Annotated in this window: 10 protein-coding genes; 4 read left to right on the top strand and 6 right to left on the bottom strand. The window is 55.3% G+C overall.

The window, feature by feature from the left end; translation table 11 throughout:
- Nucleotides 1-13 precede the first annotated feature (13 nt).
- The 5 genes from JFL75_RS16325 to JFL75_RS16305 all read right to left on the bottom strand — a co-directional run bounded on the left by JFL75_RS16325 (nt 14) and on the right by JFL75_RS16305 (nt 5,463).
- On the bottom strand, nt 14-985 hold the full coding sequence (locus JFL75_RS16325) for an ABC transporter ATP-binding protein (protein ID WP_215627740.1): 972 nt from the start codon (nt 983-985) through the stop codon (nt 14-16).
- Nucleotides 982-1,992: an ABC transporter ATP-binding protein gene (locus JFL75_RS16320; protein ID WP_215627739.1), complete on the bottom strand. Its 1,011-nt coding sequence runs from the start codon at nt 1,990-1,992 to the stop codon at nt 982-984. The genes JFL75_RS16325 and JFL75_RS16320 overlap by 4 nt, the downstream gene beginning before the upstream one ends.
- A gap of 10 nt (nt 1,993-2,002) precedes the next feature.
- On the bottom strand, nt 2,003-2,896 hold the full coding sequence (locus tag JFL75_RS16315; RefSeq protein WP_223292677.1) for an ABC transporter permease: 894 nt from the start codon (nt 2,894-2,896) through the stop codon (nt 2,003-2,005).
- A gap of 9 nt (nt 2,897-2,905) precedes the next feature.
- A complete protein-coding gene (nikB, locus tag JFL75_RS16310; protein WP_215627738.1) occupies nt 2,906-3,832 on the bottom strand; it encodes a nickel ABC transporter permease in 927 nt (308 codons plus the stop codon).
- A gap of 95 nt (nt 3,833-3,927) precedes the next feature.
- The gene (locus JFL75_RS16305; protein WP_223292676.1) at nt 3,928-5,463 is read right to left on the bottom strand and encodes a glutathione ABC transporter substrate-binding protein; all 1,536 of its coding nucleotides are present in this window, start codon (nt 5,461-5,463) and stop codon (nt 3,928-3,930) included.
- A 579-nt stretch (nt 5,464-6,042) separates the two neighbouring features.
- Between JFL75_RS16305 and JFL75_RS16300 the strand changes: the two genes are divergently transcribed.
- Together JFL75_RS16300 and JFL75_RS16295 are read left to right on the top strand one after the other, a co-directional pair.
- Nucleotides 6,043-7,962, top strand: coding sequence for an AMP-dependent synthetase/ligase (locus tag JFL75_RS16300; protein ID WP_215627737.1), 1,920 nt, complete (start codon nt 6,043-6,045; stop codon nt 7,960-7,962).
- Nucleotides 7,963-8,009: 47 nt separating this feature from the next.
- Nucleotides 8,010-8,516: a DUF2314 domain-containing protein gene (locus JFL75_RS16295; RefSeq protein WP_215627736.1), complete on the top strand. Its 507-nt coding sequence runs from the start codon at nt 8,010-8,012 to the stop codon at nt 8,514-8,516.
- Between the two features lie 50 nt (nt 8,517-8,566).
- Here the strand turns inward: JFL75_RS16295 and JFL75_RS16290 are convergent, their stop codons facing one another.
- Nucleotides 8,567-9,064 carry a pyridoxamine 5'-phosphate oxidase family protein gene (locus JFL75_RS16290; protein WP_215627735.1) on the bottom strand — a complete coding sequence of 166 codons (498 nt, stop codon included), beginning with the start codon at nt 9,062-9,064 and terminating at the stop codon, nt 8,567-8,569.
- A gap of 316 nt (nt 9,065-9,380) precedes the next feature.
- Between JFL75_RS16290 and JFL75_RS16285 the strand changes: the two genes are divergently transcribed.
- Entirely contained in the window at nt 9,381-10,835 is a 1,455-nt protein-coding gene (locus tag JFL75_RS16285; protein WP_215627734.1) for a menaquinone biosynthesis decarboxylase, read from the top strand.
- Nucleotides 10,825-11,703: a 4-hydroxybenzoate octaprenyltransferase gene (locus JFL75_RS16280; protein ID WP_215627733.1), complete on the top strand. Its 879-nt coding sequence runs from the start codon at nt 10,825-10,827 to the stop codon at nt 11,701-11,703. Before JFL75_RS16285 ends, JFL75_RS16280 begins: the two co-directional genes overlap by 11 nt.
- The last annotated feature ends 28 nt before the right edge of the window (nt 11,704-11,731 follow it).

Raw genomic sequence — 11,731 nt, 5'->3', positions numbered from 1 at the left:
GGAAATACAGCGATTACTCTGCTCCACCCTGCTCCTTATCACTGTACAGGAAACATTTTACCTCATGGCTTTCGGATACCTCCGTCAGCGCCGGGTCGCGCTCCCTGCACTTCGGCATAGCGAACTTGCAACGGCCCGCGAAGATGCAGCCCGGCGGCGGATTGATGGGACTGGGAACATCCCCTTCCAGAATAACCCGGTCCCGCTTCATCCCGACCTTGGGAATCGGAATAGCCGACAGCAGCGCCTTGGTATAAGGGTGGAGGGGATTTTTAAAAATCTCCGCGGATTTCGTTATCTCCACGATTTTTCCCAGGTACATGACGGCGATGCGTCTGGATATATGCTTTACCACCGAAAGATCATGGGAAATAAACAGATAGGTAAGGCCGAGTTTTTCCTGGAGATCCTGAATCAGGTTGAGAATCTGCGCCTGGATGGAAACGTCCAGGGCGGATACGGGTTCGTCGCACACGATAAACTTAGGCTCCAGGGACAGTGCCCGGGCGACCCCAACCCGCTGGCGGCGGCCGCCGTCGAGTTCGTGGGGATAAGAATTGGCCAGCCGTTCCGCGAGACCCACCAGGGACATGAGCTCGGCGACCTTATCCGCCCGTTCCGCCGCGGTGCCGATGCCGTAAATATCCAGGGGTTCCCGGATGGTTTCGCTCACCGACAGGCGGGGGTCAAGGGACGCGAAGGGATCCTGGAAAATAATCTGCATGTGCTTGCGCATTTCCCGCAGGCCCTTGTGGTCCAGCTTCCGGATATCATTGCCCTCGAACAGGATCTCCCCGCCGGTGGCTTCCAGGAGCCGGATGACGGCCCTGCCGGTGGTTGTTTTGCCGCAGCCGGATTCGCCCACCAGGCCCAGGGTCTCGGCCTTGGGGATAGCAAAGGAAACATCGTTAACCGCCTTAAGGATACCCTTTTTAGTATGGAAATCCTTTCTGAGGCGGCGCACTTCAAGTACTATTTCGCTCATGTTCCGCTCCTCGGTTCGGACTGACCGCCGGTATCCCGGCTTTTTTCGCTGTACAGGAAACAGGATACGTCGTGGCTGCCGGTTATGGCCGTTGTTCCGGGACAGTGTTCCGAACACACCGGCATGGCCTTAGGACAGCGGGGATGGAATTTGCATCCCGACGGCAGATCCGTAGGATCCGGCATAAGGCCCTCAATCGGCTTGAGCCGGCTCACTTCTTCATCCAGACTGGGGATCGATTCCAGAAGGCCTATGGTATAAGGATGCTTCGGGTTGTTGAAAAGGCTTTCCACATCGGCGAGCTCAATAACTTCCCCGGCGTACATGATCGCCACCCGGTCGCAGGTTTCCGCCACAATCCCCAGATCGTGGGTGATAAGCAGGAGGGATGTGCTGAATTCTTCCTTGAGCTTGCGCATGAGATCGAGCACCTGGGCCTGGATGGTCACATCCAGGGCGGTGGTCGGTTCGTCGGCGATCAGCAGTTCCGGATTGCAGGCCAGGGCCATGGCGATTCCCACCCGCTGGCGCATTCCTCCGGAAAACTCATGGGGATAATCCTTGGCCCGTTCGCTTCTGATGCCTACCAGGTTGAGCATGGATACAGCCCTTTTCCGGGCCTCATCTTTTGAGAGTTTCTGGTGGAGAATGAGGGCTTCCTCAATCTGAAACGAAACGCTCAGCACCGGGTTGAGGGTGGTCATGGGATCCTGGAATATTACCGATATACGGTTGCCCCGGATGGAGCGCATTTTTTCTTCCTTCACCTTCATGAGGTCTTCGTCGTGGAAGATAATTTCACCGGCGGTGATAACCCCCGGGGGATTCGGGACGAGTCTGATGGCCGAAAGCGCTGTGGTGGTTTTTCCGGCGCCGGTCTCCCCGACCAGGCCCATGGTTTCGCCTTTGTCAATTGAAAGGGAAAGCCCGTTTACGGCGTTCACCACCCCTTCTTCGGTCCGGTATTCTACGGACAGGTTTTTTATTTCAAGCAATTTTTCCGACATCGAACGCCCCCTATCGTTTAAGCCGCGGGTCCAGGGCATCCCGGAGACCGTCGCCCAGCACATTCAGGGCAAAGATGGTAATCATAATGGCGATACCAGGGAAGGTAGCCACATGCCAGGCGGTCCGGATTATGTACCGTCCGCTGGAAAGCATGGATCCCCATTCGGGAGTCGGGGGCTGAATCCCGAGACCGATAAAGGAAAGGCCCGCGGCGGACAGTATGGCCGACGCGACCCCGATGGTGGCCTGCACAATAATGGGAGCCATGGAATTGGGGATAATATGCTTCAGAATAATCCGCCGGTCCCGGGACCCGACAGCCCGGGCGGCCTCAACGAATTCCTGTTCCTTTATTGAAATCACCGACGCCTTGACGATCCGCGCGTAGGTCGGCACCGAACTGATTCCCACGGCGATCATGACGTTCACCAGTCCCCCGCCGAAGGCGCTGACTATGGCGATGGCCAGAAGCGTCGACGGTATAGCCAGCATGATGTCCATAACCCGCATGATTATGTTATCGGTCCTGCCGCCGTAGAACCCCGCCAGGGCTCCCAGAGTTCCGCCGATTATGGCGGATATACTGACTGCCACAAGACCCACCAGAAGGGAAATACGGGTTCCGTAAATGATCCGGGACAGAATATCCCGCCCGAGGTCGTCGGTTCCCAGCAGATGATCCCTGCTCGGCTTCTGCGCGATCAGGTCAAGGTTCTGCTCACGGTAACTATACGGCGCGATCACATCGGCAAATATTGCGCACAGCACTATGAGGGTTATAATCACCAGACCCACCATGGCCAGTTTGTTTCTGCGGAGCCGCCGCCAGACAGCGGCCCAGCGGCCTGTCGTTTTTTTTGAAGTTCCCGCGGTCCGGGCGGGAACGGTATTGCTTTGTGCCACGTCCGCCCCCTATTTGTACTGAGCCTTGATCCGGGGATCAATGTAGGCATACAGAATATCCACCGCCAGATTAACAATGCTGAAGGTGATAGCCAGAAGAAGAACGCCCCCCTGAACCATAGGGAAATCCTTCTGGCGGATGGAATCCACCATGAGACGGCCCACGCCGGGCCAGGCGAATATGGTTTCCGTTAGAACCGCGCCGCCCAGAAGATTCCCGAACTGGAGGCCGATGACGGTGACAATGGGGATAAGGGCGTTTTTAAGGGCGTGGCGGTTGATGACCACCAGCTCGGAAAGGCCCTTTGCCCGGGCGGTCCGGATATAATCCTGCCGGACAACTTCGAGCATGCTGGAGCGGGTCATCCGGGCGATGAGCGCCATGGTGCTCGTTCCGATGGTAAGGGCGGGCATAATAAGATGGGCGAAGGTACCGTATCCGCTGGAGGGCAGCCACCCCAGGACAATCGAAAACAGGAGCACCATCATGAGCCCCTGCCAGAAATTCGGCATGGATACACCTACCAATGCCAGAACCATAAAAATCATATCAAATGCGGAATACTGTTTCGTCGCCGAAATGATTCCGATGGGTATTCCCAGACAGACGGCAATTACTATAGCGGCCGCCGCGAGCTGGAGGGTCGCCGGGAAACGGGCAAATAATTCCTCCGTCACGGGACGTTTGGTCGAATACGACCGGCCGAGATCACCGGTTACCGCGCCTTTCAGAAAATTGAAGAACCGGACGATATAGGGTTTATCAAGCCCCATCTGCTCCCGCAGGGCCTGCACTTCGTCCGCGGGGGCGCGCTCGCCAAGAATCAGCTTCGCCGGATCCCCGGGAGTAAAATACATGATTGAAAAAACCACAAAGGAAACGCCTAACAGCACCGGGATGAGGAGCAGTATCCGGCGGAATATGTACTTGTACATGGAAACCTCTTTAAAAAGAGAATCGGAAAATTTACCGCCCCGGAGGGCGGCAAATTTTCCGTTATTACTATAATTGGATTCTGTAACGCCTCTTGCTACTCGTTGTAGAAATTTACAAGCTCGTGGTGACCCGCAGCGTGGGGATCAAAGCCATGGGCCCATCTCCGGGTCACATTCAGGTTGTCCTGGACATAGACAAACACCCAGGGCGCCTCGTCCATGATGATTTCCTGGGCTTCGTAGTAAGCGGCCCGCCGGGCATCGGGGTCGGGTGTGGTCCGGCCGAGATCCAGAAGGCGGTCGATGGTGGGGTTTTTGTAGAAGGTCCGGTTTCCCGCGTCGCCAAACTGGCTGGAATGGAAGAGGGAATACATACCGTAATCGGCGTCCCCGGTAACGGCGGTCCATCCCAGGATGAACATATCGTGTTCCCCCGCGGAGGTACGGTCCAGGTAGGCGCTCCATTCAAGGACTTCGATGGAGGCGTCAATCCCCGCCTGGCGGAGCTGTTCCTGGAAAATTTCCGCGTACCGCATCCGGATGGGATTGTCGTTGGTCCACATGGTGGTTTTAAAACCGTTGGGAAAGCCCGCTTCCGCGAGAAGCTGTTTGGCTTTATTTATATCCTGGGAATAACCGGGGAGGTCTTCCCGGGCAAACTGTACCGAGGCCGCGATGGGACTCCGCGGCACCGAGGCCGCGCCCTGCCAGATAACATTGATGGCCTGCTGGGTATTAACCGCGTAGTTGATGGCCTGCCGCACTTTTACGTTATCAAAGGGCGCCTTTTGTGTATTGAATCCCATGTAGCAGGTGGAAAGCCCCTTGGACTGGAAGGTCTGAATTTCCGGCATAGTTGCCAGGTTGAAAAAATCCGCCGGATCGATGTCGTAGCCGACGTCGACTTCTCCGGTTTCCAGGGCAATGGCCCGCTGGGGATTTTCGGTAATCACCCGGAAAATGACTTTCTCGGATTTTGCCTTCTCCCCGAAGTAGTCGTCGAAACGTTCCAGGGTGATGCTGTCCCCGGACCGCCATTCAACAAACTTAAAGGGCCCGGTTCCCACGGGATTCCGGTTGTAGTTGTCCCCGGCCGCGCGGACAGCCTTTTCATTGACGATCGCCGTGGCCGTGTGGGCCAGGTGTGTCAGGAAGGGGCCGAAGGGATATTTAAGGATCATTTTAAACGAGTAGTCACCGGTCACTTCAATCCGGTCCAGGGCGCCGATCAGGAACGCGCCGGGAGCTTTTTTCTCAAGCATCCGTTCAAAAGTGAATTTGACGTCCGACGCCTTGAGGACTTCACCGTTGTGGAATTTCACATTCGGAATCAGGTCGAATTCATATTCAGTATCACTGACAACCCGGTAGTCCTGAACCAGTCCCTTCGAGATAGCCAGATCCGGCCCCTGGTACATCAGGCTGGAATAGACCTGCTTCCACACCCGGGAAGAAGGCTGATCATTGGTATCGTGGGGATCCATGGACCGGACGTCCGCCGGCGCCGCGACCACGATCGTACTCTTATTTGATGGTTTTCCCCCTGATGCATCTCCCCTATTGGAGTTGCATGAGGCCAGCAGCAGCGCTCCTGCCGCCAGCAATAAAAGCCACTTTTTTCCATTTTTCACTCTATTCCTCCAAGAATAATAAACTGCAGTAAATCATAACCTATGACAAATAAATTCGGAAGTTATTTTTTATAAAACCGTAAAATTTACAGAAAAAACAAATTAAATTTCTTTAATATGGTTTTTATATCCATACTCCGGAGAACCACAGCAACGGGAAAAAGGCCCCATTCCCCCGTCCACGGCAGTGTAACCGCAGATTTGGTACTCCGATGATTCTGTGCTGAGTCACAATAATACTGCGGTTGCCCTGCTATATATATTGACCATTATATAAAATAATTGTATGGTATCATAAATTCTGATGATGCGGTTCTGATGTGCTTTTCACCAGGGCCACCCCCCAGTGGCTGGGTTAATTCATCCGCTTGTTTATATTACACCTACCGCATTTTCAGACCGCCTTCCGGGTTTCCTCACCTCCTTTTCCCGGAAGGCTTTTTTTTATCCAAACCGCTGACCAGTACTATCTTCAGAAGAAATTAAAAACACTTTCCCCTCACTTTGACAAAATATCAGATTGTGTTATAATGACATTTTAAAGTAAAATATTCAGCACATAAGGAGTTTTATCCAATCATGGAAGAAAGAACCCTGCCTCTTATGCTTAGGGCACGTACCGAAGCGAAACCTGATATCATTGCCCAGTACGCGAAAGACGAAACAGGAACTTTTAAACCAAAAACCTTCCGGGAATTCTACGACGAAATGCAGGAAATCGCCGCAGGCCTTTTGGAGCTCGGGGCAGAACGGGGCAGCCACATCGGCTTGATTTCCGACAACCGGCAGGAATGGTTTGTTACCGATTATGCGGTGCTTTCCATCGGCGCGGCGGACGTTCCCCGGGGCTGCGATACCACGGGGCAGGAAATAGAATACATCCTCGGATTCTCCGAGTGTTCCTTGTCCATTGCGGAAAACCAGAAACAGGCGGAAAAAATACTCGCCCGCAGCGCTGGCCTGCCTCTGCTGAAAACGCTTATCTGCTTTGACCAGTTTGACGAATCATTACAATCGGCGGCATCGGCAGCCGGCATCGGGCTGTACCATTACGCCGCGGTCAGGGAAATGGGAAAAAAACGGCGGGCAAAAAACCCCGGGGAAATCGACGCTGAAATTGACAAGGGCCAGCGGGAGGATCTTGCCACCATAATCTTCACCTCCGGAACCACGGGAGAGCCCAAGGGGGTCATGCTGACCCACGGTACGTTCCTGCACCAGCTGCCATCGTTCGCCCGGATTCTGGATATAAAACCCGGGGATATATGGCTTTCGGTGCTTCCGGTATGGCACAGTTTCGAACGCGCCATTGAATACGCCGCGCCATGCTATCACAGCGGCATTGCCTATTCCAAACCTGTGGCGGGAGTGCTGATGGCCGATTTTGTGGCCGTCAGACCTCAGTGGATGGTGGGTGTCCCGCGGATATGGGAAGCTATCATGGATGGAATTTACCGCAACATAAAACAGCAGAGTAAGTTCAAAAAAAGCATGTTTAACTTTCTCGTTTCCCTGGGAATTATGCATAACTATTTCCGGGACCTGACCTTCGGCCTGCTTCCCAATTTCCATGGCCGGGTCCGTATCCTGGATGCTCTCATGGGATTCCTGCCGTGGCTTCTGCTGTGTCCCGCCAAGGGGCTTGCGAATATTCTGGTTTTCAACAAGATAAAGGCGCGGCTGGGCGGACGGTTCAGGGCGGGCATCTCCGGAGGCGGCGCCCTGCCCGCCAAGGCGGACCATTTCTTTAATGCGGTGGGCCTGAAACTCCTGGAAGGATACGGCCTTACCGAAACATCCCCTATTGTTTCATGCCGCTATCTCAGGAAGGCGCGCCCCGGAACCGTCGGACAGCTGTTTCTCAATACGGAAGCCAAAATAACCGATGACCACGGTACGGTTCTTTCTCCCGGCCAGCAGGGAATTATCCATATCAGGGGCGGCCAGGTTATGAAGGGGTATTACAATAAACCTGAAGTGACTGCGGCTGTTCTGTCCGAAGACGGCTGGCTCAACACCGGGGACCTGGGCATGATGACCTACGACAACGAGCTTAAAATCACCGGCCGCGCAAAGGATACGATTGTGCTGCGGGGCGGTGAGAATGTGGAGCCCGTACCGATTGAGCAGAAAATATGCGAAAGTGAATGGATCCGCCAGTGCATGGTGGTCGGCCAGGACCAGAAGTACCTGGCGGCTATCATTGTACCGGTCCAGGAAATGGTCCTTGCCTTTGCCGAAGAAAACAACATTCCCATAGTCGACTACGAACTGCTTCTCCATCAGCCGGAAATCAACGAGGTTGTGGCCAACGAAGTAGCGGATCTCGTGAACCCCCATTCAGGCTTTAAACCCTTTGAGCGGGTATTCAAATTCAAACTGGTTCCCAAACCCTTTGAGCCGGGGGTTGAGCTGTCGCCCAAACAGGAACTGATGCGGCACAGAGTTTCGGCAATTTATGCCAGGGAAATAGGCCATATGTTCAGAGACAAGCAGTGATTTCCGGGGTCCGCGGCAGGCGGTTCTGTGGTATACTTTTCAGCAGTATGAAAGCGCTGGGTATTGCCGCGGCAATCGCGGCCGCGGGATTATTGGGAGCCTGCGGATATACAACGGAAAAAAATTACCGTGATCCCGTGGTCAGTGCGGAACAAATAGATTCCGAGCTTGTATCTATCCGGGAAGCGGCCCGGGAGGGGCTTCCGGAATTCATCCGGCAGCTCCAGGCCCCGGAAAAGGATGAATACAACTTCCAGGTAAAATACCCTTTCGAGACAGATCCGGGCGGGAATTTTCTGAGTGAACACATCTGGCTCAGGGATATTTCTTTTGAAAACAACAAGTTCTCCGGGGTGGTATCCAACGTTCCGCTTTATATCAGCGGCCTCTCCATCGGCGACAGGGTGCCTTTTTATATAGATGATATTTCGGATTGGATGTATATGAAGGATGGAAAAATCCGCGGCGGGCTTTCCATAAAATACCTGCTGGAAAAAACACCCCCCATGGACCGGGATGAAACCGCCGCGGCCTATCTGGAACTGTTTGAGTAAGCAATTCCCGGCGGTTTATCCGCAGATCCTGTTTGGTTCTCCGCGGCAGCTCATTCCATTCTTCCGAATTTCATTTCCTTGCCGCTGCTATCATATTTTTTCCGTTTCCCGGAGACCGATTCCATAGGTACTTTCCAGACACTGGTCCTCCCGAGACTCCGCTTTATGGCTTCATCGAAAGCCGCCATATTGCCGGGGGTGTAGCGGAGGCAGAGCAGCCGCAGGGCGTGGATCTTTTCTTCGTCATTGATTACTTCCTCCGCAGTGCCGGTTACAACCGCGGATTCGTATTCCGTAGTGAATTCGTTTTCCGGGATGCGGGTCTCCCCCACGGCTGAAATACAGACCCGGGGCTGATACCGCAGGTTTTCGATCTTGCGTCCCTCCGGCGCGCAGTGGAAGTAAATCCATTCCCCGTCTCTGACGATCGATACGGGAACGCAGTACGCGAACCCGTCACTGCCAACCGTGGCGAGACTCGCGTACCCGCATTTATCCAAAACTTCCCCGGCGAATTCCCTGGGCATTTCCCGGTCTTTTCTCCGCATGATCGAACCTCCAGGGCAATAAATAGTATAAATAACAGCCCTTTCGGCTATAGTATGGGATTAGCCGCCGGTGATGCTACCCTGTTGCATTTACGGGCAGCGCGGTGCAGGAACCATTCCTTTCAAATCGGATATTTCCGGTCATGCTTCGTTACCGGATTCCGGTAACACACCATCCCCGAACAGCCACCCATATCCAGCCCCCGCCCAGGGCAGGGCCCCCGCAGTATTCCAGAGAACAGGCACAGAAGCATGGTGCAGAAAAGGTAACGCGGGGGCTCTGCCATTTTTCCCGCGCTTCTGGTATAGTTTTCCCATGGCATACAAGGATTTACAGGATTACATGGCTGCCCTGGAAAAAGCCGGGGAGCTTAAACGGATACGCCCGGAGGTTGACCCCGAGCTGGAGATTACCGAGATTGCGGACCGGGTCATGCGGGAAACCGGCCCGGCGCTGCTGTTCGAGAACGTAAAAGGCTCTGATTATCCCCTGCTCATCAACGCCATGGGCAGCGAAAAGCGCATGGCCATGGCCTTCGGCGCGGAAAGCCTCGACGCCAAGGCCAAGGAAATCGAAGACCTCATCGCATGGGCATGGACCCAGCTCAAGGATTTCAGCCTGCTCAGGACGGTGCCGGAGGCGCTGCCCAAACTGCCCCTGGCGATGAGCTTTTTCCCGAAAAAGGTTTCACACCCCAAATGCCAGGAAGTGATCGACAACGAAGCGGGATTTGACAGCCTGCCGGTGCTCAAGTGCTGGCCCGAAGACGGCGGCCGGTTCCTGACGCTTCCGCTGGTCTGCACCAAGGATCCGGAAACGGGAATCCAGAATGTGGGCATGTACCGCATGCAGGTCTACGACAACAAAACCGCGGGCATGCACTGGCACCTCCACAAGGACGGAGCCCACTTCTTCCAGAAATACAAGGCCCTGGGAAAGAGAATGCCCGTGGCGGTGGCGTTGGGCTGCGATCCCGCGGTGACCTACGCCTCCACGGCGCCCCTGCCCGAGGGGATCTGGGAGATGCTCTTTGCCGGATTCCTCCGGGGAAAGAGTGCCGAGAACTGCAAGGCGACCCTAAGCGATCTGGATGTTCCGGCAGACGCGGAATTCGTTCTGGAAGGCTATGTAGACCCCGATGAGATCCGGCGGGAAGGCCCCTTCGGAGATCATACGGGTTTCTACTCCCTGGAGGACGACTACCCGGTTTTTCATCTTGAACGCATAACCCGGCGGAAGCAGCCGGTCTATCCCGCCACCATTGTCGGTATTCCCCCCAAGGAAGACTGCTGGATGGCCAAAGCCACGGAGCGGCTTTTCGTTCCTCTGCTGAAGCAGATCTGCCCGGAGATTGTCGATCTTTCCATGCCCCTGGAAGGTGTGTTCCACAACTGCGCCATTGTCTCCATCCGCAAACGGTTCCCCGGACAGGCCAGGAAGGTCATGAATTTCCTCTGGGGAATGGGACAGATGATGTACACCAAACTCATTATCATCGTGGATGAGGAAGTGGACCCCAAGAACGTGTCCGAAGTCGCCTGGCGGGCTTTCAACAATACCGACGGCCGCCGGGATATCGTGTTCAGTGACGGCCCCCTGGACGCCCTGGACCATTCCTCGCCGCTCCCTCGGTACGGCACCAGGATCGGCCTGGACGCGACCCGGAAAGGGCCCGACGAGGGCCATACCCGGCCCTGGCCATCGCCCCTCAAAATGGACGACGCGATTGTGGATCTGGTAAACCGGCGCTGGAAGGAATATGGGCTTTAGGAGTCTGGCCGCCGCCGCGGGGAGACGTCTGGGTCTGATCGGCGACGCCGTGATTTTCCGCCATACCCTGTTTTCCCTGCCCTTCGCGGTGATGGCCATTCTGCTGGAAACAGCGGGCCATCCGCCGCTGAAAAAGGTGGTGCTTATTATCCTGGCGGCGGCATCCGGCAGGAACGCGGCAAACGCCCTGAACCGGGTCATCGATGCGGATATCGACGCGAAGAATCCCCGCACCGCTGACCGCCACCTTCCCAGCGGAAGGCTCTCAAAAAAGGCGCTCCTCATTTTCGCCGGAATACTGTGCGTGATCCTGGTGGTTTCCGCCGCCCTGCTGAATCCGCTGTGCGTCATTCTCCTGCCCGCCGCGGCTTTCCTCATCGGAGGCTACTCCTTCAGCAAGCGCTTTACCTGGCTGTGCCATTACTGGCTCGGGGTTGCCTGCGCCTGCGCGCCCATGGGTTCATTTATAGCCATTTCGGGAAGATTCGAATTCCGGTACTTCGTCCTTGCCGGAGCCCACGCGCTCTGGGTCGCGGGGTTCGACATTCTGTACGCGCTCCAGGATATTGAATTCGACCGGGCGGAACGGCTCCACTCAATTCCCGCGCGCTTCGGGCCCAAGGCAGCGCGGATCATTGCCGTGCTTTCCCACTGCGGAACCGTGGCGGGGCTTTTCATGCTGCCCCTTTTCTGGGATCTGTCCTGGATATACCTCTGCGGCGTCGCGGCGGGAACGGCCATGCTGGCGGCGGAGCATATCATTGCCCTGGGCAAAACCGAGCGGCACATCCGGATCGCCAGTTATTCAATCAATGAGATTCTGCCTCTGGTGGTACTCGCTGGAACGGTTCTCGATATTTATATATGATGACTCTGGGATTTTTTTCCGGTAAACA

It is taken from the genome of Breznakiella homolactica (assembly GCF_016616095.2).
Classification (GTDB): domain Bacteria; phylum Spirochaetota; class Spirochaetia; order Treponematales; family Breznakiellaceae; genus Breznakiella; species Breznakiella homolactica.
The sequence above is the reverse complement of the archived record's forward strand: the minus strand, read 5'-3'. Positions and strand labels throughout refer to the sequence as shown.